This is a genomic window from Pseudomonas nitroreducens (assembly GCF_010994165.1).
GTDB lineage: Bacteria > Pseudomonadota > Gammaproteobacteria > Pseudomonadales > Pseudomonadaceae > Pseudomonas > Pseudomonas nitroreducens.
In genome coordinates, this window is sequence record NZ_WMBX01000001.1 from 120833 (window position 1) to 144815 (window position 23983).

Here is a 23983-nt window from a genome sequence, read left to right on the forward strand (position 1 = left end):
GCTCGGGGGTATCACGGGTCGGGCCGCGATGTAGACGGTCCGGAAGGGTATGCCGCCGACTCATCCGTCAGGCGGGCGCCCAAAAAGACCGCGCGATTATAAACGGAAGTCACGGGGGAACCAGCGATGCTCGAAAGTCAGGCCTATTCCTGCCCTTATTGCGGCGAGCCGGCCGAGGCCATGCTCGACCTCTCCGGGGGCGACCAGAGCTACTATGAAGATTGCCCGGTGTGTTGCCGGCCGATCCTGTTCCAGCTCCACACCGATGGGGTGGAATGGTCCCTGGAAGTCCAGCGCGAGGACGATTGATGCAGCGAATCTACGCACCTGCCGACCTGATCGAAGCCGAACTGCTGGGGGGCATGCTGGCCAACGAGGGCATTTCGTCGCACCTGGGCGGGCGTCACCTGGTCGGCGGCATCGGCGAGCTGCCCGGCATGGGGCTGTTGCACCTCTGGGTCGAGGACGAGATGGCCGAGCAGGCGCGGGAGCTGATCGCCGCGTACAATGCCGCGCAACCCCTGCCGGGGCCCGCTGACGATCACGAAGGCGGCCCAGGCGTTCTGCTTTGCTGAATTCCGACAACGAGTCCCGATGACCAGCCGCTACGCCCTGTTCCGCTGGAACCGCGAGCTGGCCGACAGCGCCGGCTTCCCCGCCGACCTGCGGCCGCAGTGGAGTCTCTCGCCCGGCGCGCGTGTGCTGATGCTGCGCGAGGAGAACGGCACTCGCCATGCCGACCTTGCGCGCTGGGGCCTGACGCCCGCCTGGTTGAAGGACTTGTCGCGTACTCCCGCCCATGCCCGCGTCGAAACCATCGCCGAACAGCCGATGTTTCGCGATGCGTTTGCCCAGCGCCGCTGCCTGTTGCCGGCCAACGGCTTCTACGAGTGGCGCGGCGTGCGCAAGCGGCCGCACTGGGTTTCCGGCGGCGGGCTGATCTGCTTCGCAGGCGTGTGGGAGGCGTATCCGGTGGAGGGCCACACCTATTACAGCGTGGCGATGCTGACCCAGGAAGCGGGCGGCATGCGTCGGCCACTGGTTCTGGATGTCGCCGAGCAGGCGCAGTGGCTGTCGAACGAGACCGGGACGGCGCGGCTGATGGAGTTGCTCCTGCTGCCCCAGGCGCGGCTGCGCGAGCAGGCGCTGGCGAACTTCATCAACGACCCCACCTGCAATGGGCCGGAGTGCCTCACTCCCGCCTGACGACGCACCCTGCAGGATCAACAGCGCTCTCACCCTCTCCCGCAAGCGGGAGAGGGGACGCACTTGCACGGCCGTTCAGAGGAAGACAGTTGCGCCGACGGGATCAGCGCGCGGGGCTGGCTCTACACCTTGAACTGATTCACCAGCCTGCGCTGTTGCTCGGCCAGCTTGGTCAGTTCGGCGCTGGCCTGGGAGGCTTCGTCGGCGCCGCCGGCCACCTGGTTGGCGACCATGCCGATGTTGCTGACGTTGCGGTTGATGTCCTCGGCCACCGCGCTCTGCTCCTCGGCGGCGCTGGCGATCTGGGTGTTCATGTCGTTGATCACCGACACCGCCTGAGTGATCGACTCCAGCGCCTGAGCTGCTTCGCCGGCATGGCGCACGCTGTCCTCGGTCTTGTCCTGGCTCTGCTGCATCACCTGCACCACTTCGCGGGTGCCGTTCTGCAGTTGCTGGATCATCGACTGGATTTCCTCGGTGGCCTGCTGGGTCTTCTGCGCCAGGTTGCGCACTTCGTCGGCGACCACCGCGAAGCCGCGGCCCTGCTCACCGGCGCGGGCGGCCTCGATGGCAGCGTTGAGCGCCAGCAGGTTGGTCTGTTCGGCGATACCGCGGATGGCCACCAGGATGGCGTTGATGTTCTCGCTGTCGCGGGCCAGAGACTGCACCACGCCCACGGCGCGGCCGATTTCGCTGGCCAGCGCCTGGATCGCAGCCGAACTGCTTTCGACGATGCGCTTGCCGTGGTGCGCGGCCTGGTCGGCGTGGTTGGCCGCTTCTGCCGCGTGGGTGGCGTTGCGCGCCACATCTTGCGCGGTAGCGGTCATCTCATGGACGGCGGTGGCAACCAGTTCGATCTCCGCCAGTTGCTTCTGCACGCCCTGGTTGGTGCGGATGGCAATGTCGGCCGTGTGCTCGGAGGAGTCGCTGACGTGCTGCACCGAGGTCACCACCTGGCCGATCATGCCCTGCAGCTTGATCAGGAAGGTGTTGAAGCCCTTGGCGATGGAACCCAGTTCGTCGGCGCGGTCGCTGGTCAGGCGGCGTGTCAGGTCGCCTTCGCCCTGGGCGATGTCATCGAGCATGCCGACCAGCTGGCGCAGCGGGCGGGCGATGCCGTGGCCGACCAGCCAGATCACGGCCAGGCCGACGGCGGCGATCAGCAGGCCGACCAGGGTCATGCCCAGGGTGTCGCTGTCGCGCTGGGCTTTCAGGTCGCTCTGCAGCTGGTTCAGGTCACCCAGAACGGCTTCCTGCGGCAGCTGCAGCATCAGGGTCCAGCGCGCGCCGGAGTCGGCGATGGTGAAGGGCAGGAACAGCTCGATGTGACCGTGCTCCTTGTCCACCGAGGTCAGCGGCTGGTCGAGGGTGAGCTTGGCCAGGTTGGCCACTTCGTTGGCGTCCAGCACGCTGCTGGCGGATTCACCGAGCTTGGACGGGTCCTTGGTGTAGGCGACCAGGCGGCCGTTGGTGGAGATCAGCGCCATCTCGCCAGCGCCGTTGTAGAGCTGGCTGTCGGCGGTCTTGAGCAGGTCCTGGATGAAGTCCAGGGACAGGTCCACGCCGACGGTGCCCTTGAACTGGCCCTTGACCATGATCGGCGCGTTGAACGAGGACATCAGCACCATCTTGCCGCCCATCTCGTAAGGTGCCGGGTCGATGATGCAGGGTTTGTGCTTTTCCTTCGGGCACAGGTAGTACTCGCCTTCGCGCACGCCAGTGGGCTGCATCTTCTGGCTTTCCAGGGTGTCGCCCATGGCTTCGACGGTCAGGCTGCCGTCCTTGCGGTACCACCAGGGCATGAAGCGGCCGCTGGCGTCGTAGCCGGGCAGGCCCGAGTACTGGCTGTCGTTGCCGGCGAAGGCGTCGGGCTCCCAGCCGGCGAAGGCGTCGAGCAGCTTGGGGTTGAGTTCGACGGTCTGGCGCAGCAGGTTGGACATGCCGGCGCGGCCGATGCCCAGCAGCGGCTGACCGTTGGCGTCGGTCGCATCGATCAGGGCGTTGGTGTTGGCCAGGTCACGGGCGACGGTGAGCGGGTATTCCAGCTCGCGCTGGATCTGGGCGACCTGGCCGCGCGCCAGGGCCACCAGGCGTTCATTGATGACCTGTTCGAGCAGCGCCTGGGTACGATCCTGCACCAGCGCCTGGGTTCTTGACCCGGCGAAGAGCGCGTACAGGACCAGTGCGGCGACCACCGCCAGAACGCTGGCACCGGCCAGCGCAACCACGGAAAACTGGATCGACTTGAATTTCATACGGGTACCCGGAATTCGCCAGAAGCCTGCGTGTCTTTCTATATCGGCAGAACCCGCGAAAATCCTTAATCGGTCCTTGTAATGGGTTGTAACGCGGCTGTTCGCCGCTTGTCGCAGGATTGTCGGCGTCGACCGGGCGGTCTAGCAGGTGATGGCTCAATGCAATCATCGGTCCCGCGGTCGCCGGCGAGCACGTTGCGGCAGGTCTCAAATGTCCGTAACTCCCTGCTGTGCCAGCGTTTTTTGCGATAGTTGCCGGCCGCCGGGGCTGGGCCTACCATGCGCGCTGTCCCCGGGATAATGCATTGATTCAGGAGAGCATCATGCCCAGCGTCTTTCGTGTAGCCGGCCTTGCCGCCGCCCTGCTGCTGACCGCCTGCCAGCAGGTGAACACCACCAGCGGCGGCGTCGTCGGCGTGGATCGCAAGCAGACCATGTTCAGCATGCTGTCCAGCGCGCAGGTCGACCAGATGTATGCGCAGTCCTACCAGCAGACCCTTGGCGAGGCCTCCAAGGCCGGCAAGCTGGATGCCAGCAGCAGTGACGCCAAGCGCGTGAAGGCCATCGCCGCACGGCTGATTCCGCAGACCAGCGCCTTCCGTCCGGACGCGCCCTCGTGGAAGTGGGAAGTCAACGTGATCCAGAGTGATGAGCTCAACGCCAACTGCGGCCCCGGCGGCAAGATCATCGTCTACACCGGGCTGATCGATAAGCTTAAGTTGACCGACGACGAACTCGCTGCCGTCATGGGGCACGAGATCGCTCACGCGCTGCGCGAGCACGGTCGCGAGGCGATGTCCCGTGCCTATGCCGAGCAGGTTGGCCTGGGGCTGGGCGGCCAGTTGCTGGGCCTTGGCCAGACCAGTGTCGACCTGGCGCATCAGGTGGTGGAGTACAGCCTGACGTTGCCCAACAGCCGGCAGAACGAGAACGAAGCCGACCTGATCGGCCTGGAGCTGGCGGCACGAGCCGGCTATAACCCCAACGCCGCGATCACCTTGTGGCAGAAAATGGGCCAGGCTGGCGGCGACGCGCCACCGGAAATCCTCAGCACCCACCCGGCGGACAGCACGCGGATGGCCAACCTGCAGGCGGCTATCCCGAAAGTCATGCCGCTTTATGAGCAGTCCAAGACTCGCTGATTCCTCTTTGCCATCGGTCAGCGTATGGTTGCGCTGTTTTGCCCCGTGAACAGGGAGTATCCGTGAAAATCGCTGTACTCGGAGCCACCGGCCTCCTGGGCCACCATGCCGCCCGCGCGATCAAGGCGGCGGGCCATCAACTGGTGCTGATCCACCGACCCTCGTCGCAGATCCAGCGCCTGGCCTATCTGGAGCCGGAGTGCCGGGTGGCCGAACTCTTCGATCACCAGGGCATGGCCCGCGCGCTGAGCGGCCTGGACGCGGTGATCTTCAGCGCCGGTTACTACCCGGTGCGGCCGCGTCGCTGGCAGGAGGAAGTCGCCAGCGCGCTGGACCTGACCAACCACTTCTACGCCGCCTGCCTGCAGGCCAGGGTGCCGCGCATCCTCTATGTCGGCTCGGCGTTCGCCATGCCTTTGCATCCGCAGGGGTTGCCGGGGCATGAGGGGCTGTTCTACGAAGGCTTGCCCACCGGCAAGAGCGCCTACGTGATGTGCAAGTGGGCGCTGGACGAGCAGGCTCGTGAACAGGCTCGCGGCGGGCTGCCGGTGGTGATCGGGATTCCCGGCATGGTGCTGGGCGAGCTGGACATCGGCCCGACCACCGGCCGCCTGATCACCGCCATCGGCCGCGACGAGATGCTGCATTACGTGCCGGGGCGGCGAAATGTCATCGATGCTTTCGAAGCCGGGCGCGGTCTGCTCAAGGCTCTGGAGCGCGGCCGGGTAGGGGAGCGCTACCTGCTCACCGGGCACAACATCGAAATGGCCGAGCTGACCGCGACCATCGCCAGGTTGCTGGGCAAGCCGGCGCCAACGCCGATGCCGCTGCACCGCGCCCGCGCGCTGGCGACCCTGGGGCGCTGGCGTTATCGCCTGACCGGCAAGATGCCGTTGCTCGACGACACCGCCATCGAGGTGATGGCCGGCGGGCAGTTCCTCGACGGCCGCAAGGCACGCGAGGAGCTGGGCTTCGAGTCGCATGTGCCGTTGCAGGACACGCTGGAGCGGGCCATTTCCTGGTTCCACGCCAACGACTACCTCTGATTTCCAGGGCCAGCAGTTGTAGGTGAACGCGAACCAGAACAACAAGCCCGGCACATGCCGGGCTTTTTAACTGATCAGGGCAGCGCCTTCTCGGCGAAGGGCCGGTTGGGCAGTCCCATCTGTGCACGGAAACTTTCCATGTCGAACAGCGTGCACAGCTCCTGTACCTGGTCCTGGCTGTTGAACACCCAGAAGCCCATGGCCGAGATGCTGACGATGCGGTCGCTGGCCGGGTAGCCCAGTACGGGCCGGACAATGCAGCCCATCAGTGTGCTCCAGGTAAAGACCTTGTTGCCCTCGCGGATGCATTCCTCGACGGCCACTTCCAGATCGTCCATGCCGCCGCGGATTTCCTCCACCAGTGCGCGGTAGCCGGTATTGTCCAACGGTTGCGCGGTGAAGGCGCTCTTGTAGATGAAATCCGGACTGTGCAGTTGCTCCACCAATGCCAGGTGTCCCTTGTTCCAGGCGAGGTCGATGTGCTGGCGGGCGATCTTCTTCAGGTCTTTTTCCGGCATGGCGACTTCCTTTGTCGTAGGAGGTGGAATCGCCACTGTGTATCGCAGGCGATACACAGGCATTGGCCGGCGCGCCAGCCTCCCATCGAAAAGCTCTCGGTCAGAACACGCCGCCCAGTTTCAGCGCGTGGTACACGGCGGCCAGGCCGAGGACGGCGAAGGCCGCGGCAGCCAGGCGACGGATCAGGTTCAGCGGCAGGCGCTCGGCGGCGAAGTTGCCGGCCAGCACTACCGGCACGTTGGCGATCAGCATGCCCAGAGTGGTGCCGATGACCACCAGCCAGAAGTGCGGGTACTGCGCGGCCAGCATCACCGTGGCAACCTGGGTCTTGTCGCCCATCTCGGCGAGGAAGAAGGCGATCAGGGTGGTGAGGAAGGGGCCGAATTTCTTCAGCGAGCCTTCTTCGTCGTCATCCAGTTTGTCCGGGATCAGGGTCCAGCCGGCAACGGCCAGGAAGGATACGGCCAGTACCCAGCTCAGCGTGGCTTCGGAGAAGAAGCTGGCGACCCAGCTGCCGACGGCGCCGGCGGCGAAGTGGTTGGCCAACGTGGCGGCGATGATCCCGGCGATGATCGGCCAGGGCTTGCGGAAGCGCGCGGCGAGGACGAGCGCGAGCAGTTGTGTCTTGTCGCCGATTTCCGCGAGGGCAACGATCAGGGTGGGGACGAAGAGGGATTCCATCAGGCTTCCTAAGGGGCGGGTCGACGAATCACCATGACACGCGCCACCTGCCCGCCCCGGGTCAGGTTGCTCGTGTCATAGGTCTTGTCAAACCCCGGCCTGAACGCTGCAGGCCTGGATCGTACGCGCCATGGTCTGCGGACCAAGTGTGTTGACGCGTACCGGGCGAGCGGGTTGCTCGCGGGAGACTACTCCCCTAGGACGGGGCGCATTCTGCCCAAGTCCTGGGACTTGGGCAAGCCTGCGTGTCGGATCATTCGCGGGTGGGGCGAATGTCCATGTCTTCGTAGCGGATGAAGCGGGTGCCGTTCTTCCAGCGATAGCCCAGCCAGATGGCGAGGAACAGCGGGATGGTGATGTAGGTGGCGACCAGTCCCGCCCAGTCCACGTGCTCACCGACGAAGGCCTGGTAGTTCTGCCCCAGGGTGATGATCAGGCAGAGGACGAACGCGAACAGCGGGCCGAAGGGGAACCACTTGGCGCGGTAGGGCAGGTCGCCGAGGTTGCCACCTTGCAGGACGAAGGCCTTGCGGAAGCGGTAGTGCGACACCGCGATGCCCAGCCAGACGATGAAGCCGCACATGCCCGACGCGTTGAGCAGCCAGGTGTAAACGGTCTTGTCGCCGATGAAGCTGGTGAGGAAGCACAGCGCGCCGATCAGCGTGGTGGCGTACAGCGCGTAGCGCGGCACGCCGCTCTCGGACACCTGGGTGAACATTCGCGGCGCCTTGCCCTGGGTGGCCATGGTGTAGAGCATCCGGGTGGAGGCGTACATGCCCGAGTTGCCGGCCGAGAGAATCGCCGAGAGGATCACCGCGTTCATCACGCCGGCCGCGGCGGCCAGGCCCGCACGCTCGAACAGCAGGGTGAAGGGCGAGGTGCTGATGTCGCTGCTGTCAGTCTTGAGCAGGTTCGGATCGGTGTAGGGAATCAGCATGCCGATGACGAAGATCGACAGGATGTAGAACATCAGGATTCGCCAGAACACCTGGCGGATGGCGATGGGAATGGACTTCTGCGGATTCTCCGATTCACCGGCGGCGACGCCGATCAGCTCGGTGCCCTGGAACGAGAATCCGGCGATCATCGCCACCCCGATCATCGCCTGCAGGCCGCCGACGAAGGGCGCATCACCGGTGGTGAAGTTGCTGAAGCCGGGGCTGTCGATGCCATGCATGATGCCGATGATGCTGGCCAGGCCGATGCCGATGAAGACCACCACGGCGACCACCTTGATCAGCGCGAACCAGAATTCGCTTTCGCCGAAACCCTTCACCGAGAAGAAGTTGAGCATGAACATGATGCCCAGGAAGCCGGCGCTCCAGTACATGCCCGAGACTTCCGGGAACCAGAATTTCATCACCAGCTGCGCCGCCACCAGTTCGGCGGCAATGGTCACCGCCCAGTTGTACCAGTAGTTCCAGCCCATGGCGAAGCCGAAGCCATCGTCGATGAAGCGGCTACCATAGGTGCAGAACGAGCCGGAATCGGGAATGTAGGCCGCCAGTTCGCCGAGGCTGGTCATGAGGAAGAACACCATCAGCCCGATCAGCGCGTAGGCCAGCAGCGCACCGCCGGGGCCTGCGGTGGCGATGGTGCTGCCGGAGGCGACGAACAACCCGGTGCCGATGGAGCCGCCGATGGCGATCATGTTCAGGTGGCGTGGCTTGAGAGAGCGCTTGAGGTGATGTGGCTTCTCTTTCGGCCCCATGGCGAATGTCAGTTCGACGTCGTCTTTGATTCTGCGATTCACGGGTGTCCTCGATAGTTCAGGGCGAGCGGCGATGCGCCGATCCGGGCAGGCTCGGTGGAGTGTAGTGCGAGCCTGGGATCACCGCCGGGCGCTGTAGAGTCGGAAGCCGTCGGCCTCGGCCAGGGTGCGGCAGGGGCCCAGGTGCTGTTCGATCAGCGGCGGGTATTTCAGGAAGCTGTTGGCCACCAGGCGCAGCTCGCCGCCGGGCGCCAGGTGGCGGGCAGACTGGCGCAGCAGGTGTTCGGTGGCGGCGTAGCTGGTGTGCACGCCCTGGTGGAAGGGCGGGTTGGTGACGATGGCGGCCAGATCGCTTGGCGCGGCGTCGATGCCGTCGCCAGCAATCACATCGCCTTCCAGTCCGTTGGCAGCCAGGGTCAGGCGGCTGCTTTCGACGGCGAAGGCGTCGACGTCCAGCAAGGTCAGCCGGCTTTGTGGATAACGTCGCTTGAGCGTCGCGCCGAGCACGCCTGCGCCACAGCCGAAGTCCAGCAGGTGGCCGACGGGCAGCTTGTCCAGGTGCTCCAGCAGCAGGGCGCTGCCGCGATCCAGGCGGCCATGGCTGAACACGCCGGGCAGGGTGATGACGTGCAGCGGGCCGTCGGCCAGCGGCAGTTCATAGCGTTGCGCGAGGGCATGCAGGTCGGGTGCTGCCGGGGCGCCGTCGATGTGCGTGTGCCACAGCTGGCAGTGGCGAGCGCTGTCGAGCTTGCTGGCGCGGCCGAATTCGCCGAGCTGCTTGCTGGCGCGCTCGACACCGGCACGCTTCTCACCGACCAGGTACAGCTCGCCGTCCGCCACGCAGCTGGCCAGCGCGGCCAGCAGGTAATCGGTCAGTTCGCGGGACTTGGGCAGGAACAGCACAGCGGCGTCGAACTGGCCCTCGGGCGGTGTGGCGCCGAAGTGGCAACGGCCAGCGTAGCGGGCTTCGAGCTGTCGGGCCTCGCCGGCGTGCCAACTCCAGCCTTGCGCCTGCGGCAGGTCGCCGAGCAGGGCGTCGGCGGGCAGGCCGGCGAGCAGGACGCGGCCCTGGAAGCGCTCGATCTGGCGCAGCAGCACTTCACTGGTGGGGGCGTTGGACATGCGGCCTCCTCGAAAAAAGGGCGCGAGTTTAGCAGGGCTGCCGCGGCCGAGCCTAGGCGAGCCGCACCTCGGCGTTCTTCCAGAAGTCCTCGCCACGCATTTCCAGGGCGCCGGCCGCGACTTGTGCGCGCAGGCGCCAGGCGGCCAGCAGGTCGCTGACGAACAGGCCGTCGACGTAAGCCATGGTCGGCCCGATCAGCGATTGCACCGGGCGCCAGGATTCGCTGGCGCTGTCCAGCAGGATGCGGTCGATGTGTGCGTAACCGGTGCCGCTCAACTGGCCATCGAGCCACAGGCGCAACTCGGCGTTCTCAAGCAGCGCGCGCTCCCAGTCCGCGCCCAGGCGCTGGCGCTCGGTGGCTACCAGTTCATGACTGCCGGCCAGGGCGTTGGCCAGTTCCTCGGGTTTGAGCATGGCGATGGCGTGGCGGTCCTCGCTGCGGCACTGGCCGCTGCCAGCGCCAACGCTGCGCAGGGTGACGTGCGCGGGTAGCAGCGCGCAGACGCGCCGCAGCAGCAATTGCTCGCTGGCGCTGTCGCCGTGCCAGAGGGTGACGGCGGGTACGTCGGGGCTGCGTAGCCAGTTCACTTCGGTGGCCATCTCGATGGCGATTTCCCGGTTCTGCAGGGCGTCGCCGCCCAGTTCGTGCCAGAACGCGGCGCGTTGCTGGCAAGGCGGGGTGTCGACGTCACTCAGCGGGCCGACGGCCAGGTCGTCCGGCATCACGCGGATTTTCTTCTCGGTCAGCACGCCTGCTTCGACCGCGCGGCGCAGGGCATCGGCGGCGCCGTCGCCGCAAACCAGGTGCAGGCTCATGGCGCTACCACCCGGCGCGGCTCGCCGGCAAAGAAGCCGGCGGCGTTCTCGCTCAACTGGCCGACGATGCGCTGCCGTGCCTCGCGGCTGCCCCAGGCGCTGTGCGGGGTGAGGATGAAGCGCGGGATATCGCCGGCCAGCAGCGGGTTGCCGTCCTTGGGCGGCTCCACGCTGAGCACGTCGAAGGCCGCACCGCCCAGATGGCCGCGACGCAGGGTGTCGGCGAGCGCCTGTTCGTTCACCAGCCCGCCGCGGGCGGTGTTGATCAGGAAGGCGCCGGGTTTCATCAGGTCCAACTCGCGCTGGCTGATCAGGTTGCGCGTGGCGTCGGTCAGCGGGCAATGCAGGGTGAGGGCATCCACCTGCGGCAGCAGTTCGTCCAGCGCCAGCCGATCAGCGCGCGGCGGCCGGCCGGGCAGGGCGCCGAGCAGCACGCGCATGCCGAAGGCTTCGGCCAGCTTCGCCACCGCGCCGCCCAGTTCGCCGTGGCCGAGCAGGCCGAGGGTCTTGCCCTCCAGTTCGACGATGGGGAAGTCCAGCAGGCAGAACTGCGGCGCCTTCTGCCAGCGGCCTTCGCGGATCGCCGCCTGGTAATCCGGCAGGCGGGTGGCCAGGGCGAGCAGCAGCATCAGAGTGTGCTGGGCCACCGACGGGGTGCCGTAGCCCTGGCAATTGCTCACGGTCACGCCGTGCTGGCGCGCGGCCTCAAGGTCGACGTTGTTGGTGCCGGTGGCGGCCACCAGGACCAGTTGGAGGTCCGGGCATTGCTCGAACACCTCGGCAGTGATGCGAACCTTGTTGCTGATCGCCACCTGTGCGCCCTGCAGCCGCTCGGCCACCTGCTGAGTCTCGCTGCGCCCGTGCAGGACCAGTTCGCCGAAGGGGGCGCGCAGCGGCGCGAGGTCGAGGTCACCGAGGTCGAGGGAGGCATGGTCGAGGAAGACGGCGCGAGCAGGATTCATGAGCGATGACACCTTGATCGGAAGGGCGGGATGAGGGGGGATTCTCGGCACAACCGCCGTTGCGGACAACCCGCGCTTCCCGCACGTGCACGGCTGGGCTGTCTTGCTTTGATGGTAGATGTTTGATTGAAAAGTCTGACGGGCGTTTCAGTTTTCCCTCATCTGCCAAGCGTCAACGGCTTCGTAGATTGCACTCATCGAAATCCTGAGGTGAGTCGCGATGATGGGATGGATTCTTTGCAGCCTCACAGCTATCCGGGCGCTCGGCGCACGCGTCGGGCTGCGCGGTGATGGGCATTTTCCCGGTCCACGGGCGCGGCGGCGCCGACCGAGTACCCCGGCTGGCCCCGAGCCCCTGCTGTGCTTCGGCGCACTGATGGCAGCCTGTAACGGGGCGGTTGGGCATTCGCTGGCTGGCGAGTGCTCGGAGGTCGCCGCCGGCCTGGACAGGGAACTGGGTGAATGCTGGGGCATAGACGATGCCGGTTCGGCTCGCAGCACCTTGCAGGATATGTTGCTCGAAGCCCATGGCCAGCAACTGGACGGTGACTTTCAGCGACTGCAGCGCAATGAATCCAGTGCTTTCGACGGTGAGCAGCGGTTGCGCTGGCAGCGGGCGAAGCAGGCCTGGGTCAAGGCCGGCCTGACGTTGCCGTGTCACTTGTCGATGGCGGCCCATGACTACGAATGCATCGCCTGGCTGGCACGTCGCTGCCGTGCCTGTGGATACCTCACCGAAGCCGAGGCCTGGTTGACCCTGGCCTGGGTGGCCGACGCGGCGATCCGCAGCTTCGCCAACTGGCAGGACTACGCCGCCTCCTTCGTGCTGGGACGGGCAACCCTGCTGCGCGACGGGCAACAGACTGCGCTGGCGATCCGTGCGTTCAAGGAGCTCATGGGGGAGAGGCATAAAGGCAATGCGGTGGCTGGCCTGTGGCAGGCGCATCCGCTGGCGGGCATACAGGTGGCCGAGGTGGTCCTGCACTCGGAACACTCGGTCGAAAGGCCCGGCCTCCCTGCGAGGCGGGCACTGCTCGCCTTCGGGGCGCTGATCGCTACCAGTGGCGGCGCGCGTGCCGATTCCCTGGCGATCGCGGACCATGAACGGGAACTGAACCGGGCCTGGCTCGCCGAACGTTGGAACGCCACCGACCAGAATGGCGTTCTCCAGCGTATGGAGTGGCTGATGGACCATGGCAGCCGACTGAAGCTGGACCCCTTGCTAGGACAACTGGGCACCGTGGGTGGTAAGCGGAAAACTGACGGAGTGGCCGGTGGGGCGCGCTTCGAGCAGGCGCGGCGGGCATTGCTCAAGGCCGGGCACGATCCGGAGATGATCGAGGACTGTCAGACCCTGCTGGCCTACGATCTGGAGCGTGCAGCCTTCGGTGCGCGGCTGGCTTTCAGTGCTGGGTTGCTGGATGAAGAGACACTCTGGAATGCCCTGCGCCACATGGCTCGTCAGGCCCGTGCGGCGTTCGATTGCTGGGAGCAATACCTGATCTCGATGGTGCTCGGCCATGCCCTGGCCAACGAGGATTGGGAGGTCGGCAAGCGCCTCATCCGTAGCGGCATGGAACTGCTGGACGGCATCAGCCCTTTCGCCGACTATCTTTCGCCCTGGCAGGCCTGCCCGCTGCGTCAGCTTCCGCTGCTGCACGCTCTTGGCCACGCCGGCGCGCGCTAGTTTCCGCGTCTCCTGCCAGCGGCTTGTCGGTTGCCCGTCGCTTCGTATAGAAGATGAGCTTTTCTCGGCGGTTGTTCGGAGGCGCGATGTACTGGGCGGAATTTCTCACGGTGGCGTTCATTCACCTGCTGGCGGTGGCCAGCCCCGGCCCGGATTTCGCCGTGGTGGTGCGCGAGAGCGTGACCCACGGCCGCCGTGCCGGCACCTGGACGGCACTTGGCGTGGGTAGCGCGATCTTCCTCCACGTCACCTACTCGCTGCTGGGCATCGGCCTGATCGTGTCGCAGTCGATCGTGCTGTTCAACGCACTGAAATGGCTGGCAGCGGCCTATCTGCTGTACATCGGCTTCAAGGCTTTGCGTGCGCGCCCGGCTGATCCGGCGGCGGCAGAGACGATGGCGGCTCCGGTCGCCCGTACGGCTCGTGGTGCCTATGTCGCCGGTTTCGTCACCAACGGCCTGAACCCCAAGGCCACGCTGTTCTTCCTTTCGCTGTTCACCGTGGTGATCAACCCGCATACGCCGTTGCTGGTCCAGGCCGGTTATGGCGTGTACCTGGCCTGTGCCACGGCGGTGTGGTTCTGCCTGGTGGCGCTGCTGTTCAGCCAGCAACGCGTCCGTGCCGGCTTCGCTCGCATGGGCCACTGGTTCGACCGGCTGATGGGCGTGGTACTGATCGGCCTGGGGATCAAGCTGGCCTTCACCGAGTTGCGCTGAACGCTCCTGCAGGAATGCTTTGTTCCGAATGAAAAAGGGGCGCCCGAGGCGCCCCTTTTTCATGCCTGACGAAGTATCAGACCAATTCGATCGCCACCGCGGTGGCTTCGCCGCCGCCAATGCACAGCGAGGCCACGCCACGCTTGCCGCCCTTTTTCTGCAGGGCGTTGATCAGGGTAACGATGATCCGCGAGCCGGTGGAACCGACCGGGTGGCCCTGGGCGCAGGCACCGCCGTAAACGTTGACCTTGGCGTGGTCCAGACCGTGTTCGCGCATGGCGAGCATGGTGACCATGGCGAAGGCTTCGTTGATCTCGAAGAGGTCGACGTCGTCCTTGCTCCAGCCGGCCTTCTTGAACAGGTTGGCCATGGCGCCGATGGGCGCCAGGGTGAATTCGGCCGGGTCCTGGCTCTGGGTAGCATGGGCGACGATCTTCGCCAGCGGCTTGAGGCCACGGCGGGCGGCTTCTTCGGCGGTCATCAGGACCAGCGCGGAGGCGCCATCGGAGATGGAGCTGGCGTTGGCGGCGGTGATGGTGCCGTCCTTGCGGAAGGCCGGGCGCAGGCCGGGGATCTTGTCCAGGTTGGCGGTCAGTGGCTGCTCGTCGTCCTTGACCACGGTCTCGCCCTTGCGGGTGGTGACGGTGACCGGGACGATTTCCGAAGCCAGCGAGCCGTCCTTGATGGCGGCCTGGGCGCGTTGCAGGGATTCGATGGCGTAGGCGTCCATTTCCTCGCGGGTGACGTTGTACTTATCGGCAGTTTCCTGGGCGAAAGAACCCATCAGGCGGCCGGTGCGGGCGTCCTCCAGGCCGTCGAGGAACATGTGGTCCTTGATCTCGCCGTGGCCCATGCGCAGGCCGGTGCGGGCCTTCTCGATCACGTAGGGAGCATTGGACATGCTTTCCATGCCGCCGGCGACCATCACGCTGTTGGTGCCCGCCTTGAGCAGGTCGTGGGCCAGCATCACGGCTTTCATGCCGGAGCCGCAGAGCTTGTTGATGGTGGTGCAGCCGGTGGCGGCGGGCAGGCCGGCGTTCAGCGACGCCTGGCGGGCAGGGCCCTGTTTCAGACCGGCGGGCAACACATTGCCCATGATCACTTCCTGCACGTCTTCGGGCTGGATGCCGGCACGGGAGATGGCTTCGCGGATGGCGATGGCGCCCAGGTCGACGGCGGAAACGCCGGACAGGCTGCCCTGGAAGCCGCCCATGGGAGTACGGGCGCCGCTGACGATGACGATCTCGGACATGACTAACCTCTTCGCTCTTGTTGTAGGAGTCCGCGTAGGACCGGCTGCGCATCGGTAGAACTGCGTTGGAAGCAGGCTCGGAAGCCGCTTGCGGCTAACGCGCTTCAGCGCGGCCCCGCAGGGGCGAGCGAAGCGAGTCATGCTCATTTACAAGATGTAAACCCCGCTCCCTCGCCTGCTTCCGCCTTGTTCTGCTCTAGCTCGCAGGCCCTACGCGGACTCCGGGTAAAGGTACCGGCCGTGAACGGCCGGGCGTCAGTATTCTACCGCGTGACCGGATGTCGCCAAAGAGTCATCGGCAAATCACTCTTTTGACTGATGAATGGCTCGGCGCAGCGCTCTAGAGTCGGTCTCATCCTGATGAGACTCAACTCGAAATCCAGCCTTGAGAGTGCGCACGCCATGCTGAAAACCCGCGTCATCCCCGCTGCTCAGAACGCCTATCAGTATCCGTTGTTGATCAAGAGCCTGCTGCTGTCCGGCAGTCGTTATGAAAAGGGCAGGGAGATCGTCTATCGCGACAGCGTGCGTTACACCTATGCCACGTTCAACGAGCGTGTGGCGCGACTGGCCAACGTACTGACCGACGCCGGTGTGAAGGCCGGTGACACGGTGGCGGTGATGGACTGGGACAGTCACCGTTACCTGGAGTGCATGTTCGCCATCCCGATGATCGGTGCGGTGCTGCACACCATCAATATCCGTCTTTCGCCGGACCAGATCCTCTACACCATGAACCACGCCGACGACCGCTTCGTGCTGGTCAACAGCGAATTCGCCGCTCTCTACCAGGGCATCGCCGGGCAATTGACCACGGTGGAAAAGACCCTGCTGATCACCGACGGTGCGGACAAGACCAGCACGCTGCCCAATTGTGTCGGTGAGTACGAGACCCTGCTGGCTGCCGCCAGTCCGCGCTACGCGTTCCCAGATTTCGACGAGAACTCGGTGGCCACCACTTTCTATACCACCGGCACCACCGGTAACCCCAAGGGGGTGTATTTCACCCACCGTCAGCTGGTGCTGCATACCCTGGCCATGGCTTCGACCATCGGCAGCCTGGACAGCATCCGCCTGATGGGCACCGACGACGTCTACATGCCAATCACACCGATGTTCCACGTCCACGCCTGGGGCGTGCCGTACGTGGCGACCATGCTGGGGGTGAAGCAGGTTTACCCGGGGCGTTACGAGCCGGAGCTGCTGTGCAGGCTGATCCGTGAGGAGAAGGTGACCTTCTCCCACTGCGTGCCGACCATCCTGCAGATGATGCTCAACGCCGCCAGCGCCAGGGATCACGACTTTGGTGGGCTGAAGATCATTATCGGTGGCAGCGCCCTTAATCGAGCGCTCTACGATGCCGCCAAGGCCCGCGGCATCCAGCTTACCGCCGCTTACGGGATGTCCGAGACCTGCCCGCTGATTTCCTGTGGCTACCTCAACCAGGAACTGTGCGCCGGCAGCGAGGACGAGCGCACTACCTACCGCATCAAGGCCGGTGTGCCAGTGCCGCTGGTGGAGGCGGCGATCATGGATGAACACGGCGAACTCCTGCCGGCCGACGGCGAATCCCAGGGCGAGCTGGTGCTGCGCGCGCCCTGGCTGACCCAGGGCTACTTCCGGGAGCCGCAGAAAGGCGAGGAGCTCTGGACCGGCGGCTGGATGCATACCGGCGACGTGGCGACCCTGGATGGCATGGGCTTCATCGATATCCGCGACCGGATCAAGGATGTGATCAAGACCGGCGGCGAATGGCTGTCCTCCCTGGAGCTTGAAGACCTCATCAGCCGCCACCCGGCGGTGCGCGAAGTGGCGGTGGTCGGCGTGCCCGATCCGCAGTGGGGCGAGCGCCCATTCGCCCTGCTGGTGCTGCGCGATGGCCTCGCGCTGGATGCCAAGGGGCTGCGCGAGCACCTCAAGCCTTTCGTCGAGCAGGGCAACATCAACAAATGGGCGATTCCATCGCAGATCGCCGTTGTTACTGAAGTTCCCAAGACAAGCGTTGGTAAGCTCGACAAGAAGCGCATCCGGGTAGACATCGCCCAATGGCAGGAGGCCGGCAGCGCCTTCCTCTCCACGGTGTGACCGACGACCGGCAAGTCACGGTTGGCGGGCGGCCGTGCCAAGCAAGCGCTTGGCACGGCGCAGCCCAGTGATCACGCCACCTCGGGGCCTGCGCAAGCGTCTAGTCAGGGCCTTTGTAAGACAAATCACACTTTCGAGCGATCAAGCGTCGTGGGGCGCTGGATATAGTCGCCACTACTCATAACAAAAAACACATGGAGTAGCGTCGATGAAAACCATGCAACATATCTGGCGCCTGGCACGGTTGCCGCTGGCAGTCAGCCTGGCTTCTTCGCTGGCGGCTCCCGCTTCCGCTGTCAGCTTCAACATCGGGGAAATCGAAGGCTCGTTCGACTCGACGCTGTCCGTGGGGGCCAGTTGGTCGACACAGAACCCCAACAGCAATCTCATCGGCGTGAACAACGGCGGCAAGGGCCTGTCCCAGACCTCCGACGATGGTCACCTGAACTACAAGGCCGGCAAGACCTTCTCCAAGATCTTCAAGGGCATCCACGACCTCGAACTCAAGTACGGCGACACCGGCGTGTTCGTACGTGGCAAGTACTGGTATGACTTCGAGCAGAAGGACGAAAATACCGAGTTCAAGCCGCTCTCCGACCACAACCGCAAGGAAGCCGCCCAGGCCTCCGGCGGTGAGATTCTCGACGCCTTCATCTATCACAACTACAACATCGCCGACCTGCCGGGCACCGTGCGCCTGGGCAAGCAGGTGGTGAACTGGGGTGAAAGTACCTTCATCCAGAACGGCATCAGCGTGATCAACCCGTTCGACGTCACCGCCTTCCGCCGTCCGGGCTCCGAGATCAAGGAAGCCCTGGTGCCGGTGAACATGTTCTACCTGTCGCAGAACCTCACCGAGAACCTCTCCGCCGAAGGCTTCTATCAGCTGGAGTGGGACCAGACGGTGGTCGACAACTGCGGCACCTTCTTCTCCCAGCCGGACGTGGTGGCTGATGGCTGCACCCAGAACCTGGCGGTGCTGACCAACAATCAGGCATCGATCAACACCCTGAACTCCTTGCTCGGCCCAAGCCTGGCCCTGACTCCCTCGCCGTGGAACGAGGGTATCGTGGTGCGCCGTGGCCCGGACCGTGACGCCCGCGACAGCGGCCAGTACGGCTTCTCCCTGAAGTACTTCGCCGACAGCCTGAACACCGAGTTCGGCGGCTACTATATGAACTACCACAGCCGCTTGCCGATCTTCAGCGGCCGTGGCGCCGACACCGCCAAGGTGGCGCAGATCAACCAGTTGATCACCAACATCGCGGCGATCAGCCCGTCCCTGGCGGCCCAAGCCGGCGCGGCGGCGATGGCGGGGAACTCCAGCTACTTCATCGAGTACCCCGAAGACATCCGTCTCTACGGCCTGAGCTTCTCCACCACGCTGCCCACCGGCACCGCGTGGCAGGGCGAGATCAGCTACCGTCCGAACGCCCCGGTCCAACTGAACACCACCGACATCCTGTATTCCGGCCTGGACCCGGTGTCCATCGGCGGCAACCACGTCTACGACAACGCCTCCGTGCTGACCGGCACCGCCGGCCAGGACCTGCATGGCTACCGCCGCAAGGAAGTTACCCAACTGCAGACCACCTTCACCCACTTCTTCGACCAGGTCATGGGCGCCGAGCGCCTGACCCTGGTGGGCGAAGTTGGCTGGACCCACGTCGGCGGCCTGGAAAGCCAGAACAAGGCGCGCTACGGCCGTGACCCGGTCTTCGGCCCCGGCCCGCTGAACGGCAGCCTCAATGGCCGTCCGACCTGCGAAGCGCTCAACGTCTCCACCCTGGGCACCGCCAACGCCAACAACGTCAGCCGCAACTGCGAAAGCGAAGGCTTTACCACTGCCGACTCGTGGGGCTACCGCGCCCGCGCCATCTGGGACTACAACGACGTCTTCGCCGGTGTGAACCTCAAGCCCAACGTGGCCTGGCAGCACGACGTGGACGGTTACTCCCCCGGCCCTGGCGGCAACTTCGAGGAAGGCCGCAAGGCGATCAGCCTGGGTATCGACGCCGATTACCTGAACACCTACACCGCAAGTCTGGCGTACACCAACTACTTCGATGGCAAGTACAGCACCGTCGACGATCGTGACTTCGTCAGCCTGAGCTTCGGTGTGACCTTCTAAGCCGGCCGTTCAACCGGCAACCGGCCCGCCCGCGTGGCGGGCCATCCGCGCGGGCGGGGTGACCCGCCCCGCGCGAGCAGCAGACAAGACCCGCGAACCGCGTTTGCAAGCGCGGCCACCGCGGTGGGCAAAGACTCAACGAGGACGATAAACGAATGAGAACAACAAAGATCCTGCTGCACACGGGCGCCCTGGCGCTCAGCCTCATCGCCTCCCAGGTGATGGCGGCCGTCTCTGCCGATGAAGCGGCGAAGCTGGGTTCTACCCTGACTCCGATGGGCGCAGAAAAGGCCGGCAACGCCGACGGCAGCATCCCGGCCTGGACCGGCGGCCTGCCCAAGAATGCCGGCACCGCCGACAGCAAGGGTTTCCTCAGCGACCCGTTCGCCAACGAGAAGCCGCTGTTCACCATCACCGCGCAGAACATGGATCAGTACAAGGCCAAGCTGACCCCCGGCCAGCAGGCCATGTTCAAGCGCTACCCAGACACCTACAAGATGCCGGTGTATCCGACGCACCGGACCGCCACCGTGCCGGACAGCGTGCTCGCCGCGACCAAGCAGAACGCCACCAATACCAAACTGCTGCAGGGCGGCAACGGCCTGGAAAACTTCCAGACGGCTAACCCCTTCCCGATTCCGAAGGACGGCCTGGAAGTCATCTGGAACCACATCACCCGCTACCGTGGCGGCCACGTACGCCGTCTGGTGACCCAGGCCACGCCGCAGGTCAACGGTTCCTACTCGCTGGTGTACTTCCAGGACGAATTCGTCTTCCGCACCGACCTGAAGGACTACGACGCCAGCAAGCCGAGCAACGTGCTGTTCTACTTCAAGCAGCGTGTAACCGCCCCGGCGCGTCTGGCCGGTAACGTGCTGCTGGTGCACGAGACCCTCGACCAGGTGAAGGAACCGCGCCTGGCCTGGCTGTACAACGCCGGTCAGCGCCGCGTACGCCGTGCGCCGCAGGTCTCCTACGACGGCCCGGGTACCGCCGCCGACGGCCTGCGTACCTCCGACAACCTGGACATGTACAACGGCGCGCCGGACCGCTACGACTGGAAACTGGTGGGCAAGCAGGAGCTGTACATTCCGTACAACAACTACAAGCTCGATGATCCCAAGCTCAAGTACGCCGACATCATCAAGCCCGGCCACCTGAACCAGGACCTGACCCGCTACGAGCTGCACCGCGTATGGCACGTGACCGCCACCCTGAAACCGGGCGAGCGCCACATCTATGCCAAGCGTGACTTCTTCATCGACGAAGACACCTGGCAGGCTGTGGAAATCGACCACTACGACGGTCGTGGCACCCTGTGGCGCGTAGCCGAGGCGTTCAACCAGTACTATTACAACTACCAGGTACCGTGGTACACCGCGGAAACCCTGTATGACCTGCTGTCCGGCCGCTACCTGGTGCTGGGGCTGAAGAACGAGGAGAAATCCGCCTACGACTTCAACTACAGCGCTTCGGAAAGCGACTTCACCCCGGCAGCGCTTCGCCAGGAAGGCGTGCGCTGATCCCCCGATCCCCACGGGTGGTTCCGCGGTGAAAAAAGACCGGCCTTCGGGCCGGTTTTTTTATGGAACATCATCTGTCAGATGAATGGATGGAAGAATGTCGGACTTATTCCAGTCATCTTGTGAGCAAAGGTAACAAAATCGACTTCTATTCCTGGCCGTGAGCGGCTAGGCTCGGACGGCAGTGTGACCTTCGTTGACATAGCGATAAGAGCTAGAGCAAGAGCCAGGCCGATGACCGACTTCTCGACTCTGCCAAGTCTGACCGATATTCCCCCCAGCACGGCCGGCAGCCGCTTCTTCCGGCCGCCGCTGCCGCATGGCCACGTCGCCCGCTCGCAGCTTTGTCAGCGCATGGCCGCCGGGCTGGAGGGGCGGCTGATACTGGTGTCCGCGCCGGCCGGATTCGGCAAGAGCTCGCTGGCCATCGAATTCTGTCAGACCCTGGAAAGCCAATGGCGCAGTCTGTGGCTGGGGCTCAGTGGCAGGGACAGTGACCCCGGCCGATTCCTCGAACGCCTGCTCGAAGGCCTGCGCCTGCATTTCCCCACCCTCGGTGAAGAAGCCCTGGCGCTGCTGAAAATGCGCCAGCGCCACCAGCCGTTCGCTTTCGAATCCTGGCTCGATGACTTGCTCGATGAACTGGTCGGCAGCCTGTCCGTCGACCGCCCATTGCTGCTGGTACTGGACGACTACCACCTGGCCCAGGGCGCGGTGCTCGACCGCTGCCTGCAGTTCCTCCTCAATCACCAGCCCGCCGGCCTGGTCGTGCTGGTCACCAGCCGCCAGCGGCCGGACTGGCACCTCGCGCGCCTGCGCCTGTCGCGGCAACTGCTGGAGTTCACCGAACAGGACCTGCGCCTGACCGTCGAGGAAACCGCGCAACTGGTCTCGGCAAGCGGCGCCCAGCTCGACGACAACGCCCTGGACAACCTCGTCGAGCGCAGTGAAGGCTGGATCGCCGGCCTGCGCCTGTGGCTGCTGGCCCATGGCGACGAACTGGCGGCGAACGTGCCCGATCTTTCGGTGCATGGCGCGGAGGAGCTGATCCGCGACTATCTATTGGAAGAGGTGATCGACAAGCAGTCGCCGGAGGTCCAGGTATTCCTGGCCCAGACCGCGCGTTTCGAACGCTTCTCTGCCGAGCTTTGCGACGCGCTGCGTGACGCACACGACAGCGCATCGATCCTGCGCCATCTACAGCAGCACCAGGTGTTCCTCGTGCCGCTGGACGAGCAAGGCCAGTGGTTCCGATATCACCACCTGTTCTCCGACCTTCTGCTGGCGCGCCCGCTGCCTGGCTCAGGGCCGTCCACCGCTGCGCTGCACCTTCGCGCGTGCCGCTGGTTCAGCGCCCAGGGAATGTTCGATGACGCGGTGGAGCAGGCCCTGCGCGCCGGCCATCCGGAAGTCGCGGCGAGCCTGGTACAGAGCCTTTCCGAAGAACAACTGCTGGCCGAGCAGAACGTCGCCACGCTGCTGCGCTGGAAGATGGACCTGCCCGACAGCCTGCTGGCCAGCACGTCGCGTCTGATCGTGCTGTACAGCTGGGCGCTGGCGCTGGCCTGCCAGCTGGATGCGGCGGAGGAACTGGCTGCGCAGCTGTCGCGCTTCCTGCCCGCCGCCGATGCCACGGCCCAGCGCGATCTGCTGGCGCAATGGCAGGCTCTGGCCGGAGTGATTGCCCGTGGCCGCGGCGAGATCGATGCGGCCGAGCGCCACTGCGAAGAGGCCATGCACGGCCTTGGCCCGGAACGCTTCGGCCCGCGCCTGTTGTGCCTGTCGACGCTGAGCAACCTGGCCATCGTGCGCGACGATCTGTGGCGCGCGCGCGGCCTGAACAGAGAAGCGCTGGAGCTGGCGCAGCGCTTCGGCAATCCGCTGTTCGAGGCCATGGTCCATTACGACCGTGCCCGCGTACTGCAAGCACGCGGTGAAGTGCTGCGTGCCGAAGACGAAGTGCGCCAGGGGCTGGCGCGGCTTTCCGGTCTGTCCTCGCAGCGGCGCTATGCCGTGCGTGGCCGGCTGATGCTTTACCAGGGCTACCTGCGCAGCCTCTCGCTGCAACCGGACGAGGCGCGCAAGTGCCTCAAGGCCGGCATCGAGGAAGCCCGCGCCTGCCGCGACATCAGCCTGGTGATCGGCTTCTGCGTGCTGGCAAGTCTGGAGGGGCGGCTGGGCAACTACACCCGTGCCTTCGCCCACCTCGCCGAGGTCGAGCGGATGATGCATGTCTGGGACGTGCCGCCGGTCTATTACCTGTCGGCCATCACCCTGATCAAATGCGAGCTCTGGCTCGGCCAGGGCCAGGTCGAACTGGCCAGTGCCTGGCTGGAGCGTCTGCGCGACACCTACACCGGCGCCGAGCCGGCCACGCCACCGGAATGCTCGCCGCAGCTGCCGCGCAATGTGGAAATGCTCCAGGCCCAACTGGAGCGCCGCGAAGGCCGCATGGCCGAGGCCGAAGCACGCCTGCGAGCCGTGGCCAGCGGCGCCCTGCAAGGTGGTGCGCAGTTGCAGGCGCGCTTTGCCCAGGGCCAGCTGGTTGCCTTGCTGCTGCAGGATGGCCGCGAGCGCGAGGCTTCCTTCGAGTTGGGCGAGTGCCTGAGCGGCCTGGCCGCCGGCCTGACGATCCCGCTTCAGGAAGTGCTGCAGCAACATCCGGAATGGCTGCGCGAGCAACTGGCCGTGCGGGTCACCTCGCCAGCCATCGAGGCCCTGCGTGAACGCTTGCCGGCGGCGCCGGAGCGCAGCACGACGCTCACCGACTGCCTCAGCGGCCGTGAGCTGGCCGTACTGGAACTGATCGCCCAGGGCTGCTCGAACCAGGAGATCAGCGATCGCCTGTTCATTTCCCTGCATACCGTGAAGAGCCACGCCCGGCACATCAACGACAAGCTCGGCGTGGAACGTCGTACCCAGGCGGTGGCGCGGGCGAAGGAGATGGGGTTGCTGCGATAGGAGCTCCTCTACCTGGGTTTCCCCTCTCCCTAAGGGAGAGGGGGACTGATCGGAGCAGGGAGTGGCCAAGGCATCAGCCGGCGCGGACGGCTCCCTCTCCCTCTGGGATAGGGCTGGAGTGAGGGTGCCGAGCCGTGGGCTCCGATGCTGGGCTGATCTTCAGCTAT

General features: G+C 65.3%; 19 protein-coding genes and 1 riboswitch. Of the genes, 11 read left to right on the plus strand and 8 right to left on the minus strand.

The genetic code is table 11. The features are described from left to right. The first annotated feature begins 126 nt into the window (after nucleotides 1-126). From GJV37_RS00605 to GJV37_RS00615, 3 genes are read left to right on the plus strand one after another with little or no spacing between them, the layout of a single operon-like run. Nucleotides 127-309, plus strand: a complete 183-nt coding sequence (locus GJV37_RS00605; protein ID WP_193452085.1) for a CPXCG motif-containing cysteine-rich protein — start codon at nucleotides 127-129, stop codon at nucleotides 307-309. Further along, nucleotides 309-575, plus strand: coding sequence for a putative signal transducing protein (locus GJV37_RS00610; RefSeq protein WP_024762654.1), 267 nt, complete (start codon nucleotides 309-311; stop codon nucleotides 573-575). Before GJV37_RS00605 ends, GJV37_RS00610 begins: the two co-directional genes overlap by 1 nt. Nucleotides 576-594: 19 nt before the next feature. Further along, the gene (locus tag GJV37_RS00615) at nucleotides 595-1206 is read left to right on the plus strand and encodes an SOS response-associated peptidase (RefSeq protein WP_193452086.1); all 612 of its coding nucleotides are present in this window, start codon (nucleotides 595-597) and stop codon (nucleotides 1204-1206) included. 122 nt (nucleotides 1207-1328) lie between these two features. Here GJV37_RS00615 and GJV37_RS00620 read toward each other — a convergent pair whose 3' ends face one another. After that, nucleotides 1329-3461, minus strand: a complete 2133-nt coding sequence (locus GJV37_RS00620) for a methyl-accepting chemotaxis protein (protein WP_193452087.1) — start codon at nucleotides 3459-3461, stop codon at nucleotides 1329-1331. A gap of 323 nt (nucleotides 3462-3784) precedes the next feature. On the opposite strand from GJV37_RS00620, the gene GJV37_RS00625 reads away from it, so the two are divergent. Together GJV37_RS00625 and GJV37_RS00630 are read left to right on the plus strand one after the other, a co-directional pair. After that, complete coding sequence (locus GJV37_RS00625) at nucleotides 3785-4603, plus strand: M48 family metallopeptidase (protein ID WP_193452088.1); 819 nt, start codon at nucleotides 3785-3787, stop codon at nucleotides 4601-4603. A gap of 38 nt (nucleotides 4604-4641) precedes the next feature. Then, nucleotides 4642-5649, plus strand: coding sequence for an NAD-dependent epimerase/dehydratase family protein (locus tag GJV37_RS00630; protein WP_193452089.1), 1008 nt, complete (start codon nucleotides 4642-4644; stop codon nucleotides 5647-5649). Between the two features lie 74 nt (nucleotides 5650-5723). Here GJV37_RS00630 and GJV37_RS00635 read toward each other — a convergent pair whose 3' ends face one another. From GJV37_RS00635 to GJV37_RS00660, 6 genes are all read right to left on the minus strand, one after another. Continuing rightward, nucleotides 5724-6167, minus strand: coding sequence for a ketosteroid isomerase-related protein (locus GJV37_RS00635; protein WP_024762659.1), 444 nt, complete (start codon nucleotides 6165-6167; stop codon nucleotides 5724-5726). A gap of 100 nt (nucleotides 6168-6267) precedes the next feature. Beyond that, nucleotides 6268-6849 (minus strand): TMEM165/GDT1 family protein, encoded by a 582-nt coding sequence (locus GJV37_RS00640; RefSeq protein ID WP_024762660.1) that lies wholly within the window; start codon nucleotides 6847-6849, stop codon nucleotides 6268-6270. A 14-nt stretch (nucleotides 6850-6863) separates the two neighbouring features. Then, a riboswitch (yybP-ykoY riboswitch) is annotated at nucleotides 6864-7058 on the minus strand. A gap of 44 nt (nucleotides 7059-7102) precedes the next feature. Next, nucleotides 7103-8560, minus strand: a complete 1458-nt coding sequence (locus GJV37_RS00645; RefSeq protein WP_024762661.1) for an amino acid permease — start codon at nucleotides 8558-8560, stop codon at nucleotides 7103-7105. 120 nt (nucleotides 8561-8680) lie between these two features. Beyond that, on the minus strand, nucleotides 8681-9682 hold the full coding sequence (locus GJV37_RS00650) for a methyltransferase (RefSeq protein ID WP_170859767.1): 1002 nt from the start codon (nucleotides 9680-9682) through the stop codon (nucleotides 8681-8683). 52 nt (nucleotides 9683-9734) lie between these two features. Further along, on the minus strand, nucleotides 9735-10499 hold the full coding sequence (locus GJV37_RS00655) for a DUF1835 domain-containing protein (RefSeq protein ID WP_170859766.1): 765 nt from the start codon (nucleotides 10497-10499) through the stop codon (nucleotides 9735-9737). Continuing rightward, nucleotides 10496-11461 (minus strand): 2-hydroxyacid dehydrogenase, encoded by a 966-nt coding sequence (locus tag GJV37_RS00660; RefSeq protein ID WP_170859765.1) that lies wholly within the window; start codon nucleotides 11459-11461, stop codon nucleotides 10496-10498. Before GJV37_RS00660 ends, GJV37_RS00655 begins: the two co-directional genes overlap by 4 nt. Nucleotides 11462-11681: 220 nt before the next feature. Between GJV37_RS00660 and GJV37_RS00665 the strand changes: the two genes are divergently transcribed. Next, a complete protein-coding gene (locus GJV37_RS00665; protein WP_193452090.1) occupies nucleotides 11682-13148 on the plus strand; it encodes a DUF1266 domain-containing protein in 1467 nt (488 codons plus the stop codon). Between the two features lie 86 nt (nucleotides 13149-13234). Beyond that, on the plus strand, nucleotides 13235-13864 hold the full coding sequence (locus GJV37_RS00670; RefSeq protein WP_037012647.1) for a LysE family translocator: 630 nt from the start codon (nucleotides 13235-13237) through the stop codon (nucleotides 13862-13864). Nucleotides 13865-13940: 76 nt separating this feature from the next. Here GJV37_RS00670 and GJV37_RS00675 read toward each other — a convergent pair whose 3' ends face one another. Further along, nucleotides 13941-15116: a thiolase family protein gene (locus GJV37_RS00675; RefSeq protein ID WP_065084506.1), complete on the minus strand. Its 1176-nt coding sequence runs from the start codon at nucleotides 15114-15116 to the stop codon at nucleotides 13941-13943. Nucleotides 15117-15518: 402 nt separating this feature from the next. On the opposite strand from GJV37_RS00675, the gene GJV37_RS00680 reads away from it, so the two are divergent. From GJV37_RS00680 to GJV37_RS00695, 4 genes are all read left to right on the plus strand, one after another. Next, on the plus strand, nucleotides 15519-17201 hold the full coding sequence (locus GJV37_RS00680; RefSeq protein WP_193452091.1) for a fatty acid--CoA ligase: 1683 nt from the start codon (nucleotides 15519-15521) through the stop codon (nucleotides 17199-17201). A gap of 208 nt (nucleotides 17202-17409) precedes the next feature. Next, on the plus strand, nucleotides 17410-19332 hold the full coding sequence (locus GJV37_RS00685) for a DUF1302 domain-containing protein (RefSeq protein WP_065084508.1): 1923 nt from the start codon (nucleotides 17410-17412) through the stop codon (nucleotides 19330-19332). A gap of 155 nt (nucleotides 19333-19487) precedes the next feature. Then, entirely contained in the window at nucleotides 19488-20855 is a 1368-nt protein-coding gene (locus tag GJV37_RS00690; RefSeq protein ID WP_024762668.1) for a DUF1329 domain-containing protein, read from the plus strand. A gap of 234 nt (nucleotides 20856-21089) precedes the next feature. Beyond that, nucleotides 21090-23816 (plus strand): winged helix-turn-helix domain-containing protein, encoded by a 2727-nt coding sequence (locus tag GJV37_RS00695; RefSeq protein ID WP_193452092.1) that lies wholly within the window; start codon nucleotides 21090-21092, stop codon nucleotides 23814-23816. Nucleotides 23817-23983 lie beyond the last annotated feature (167 nt).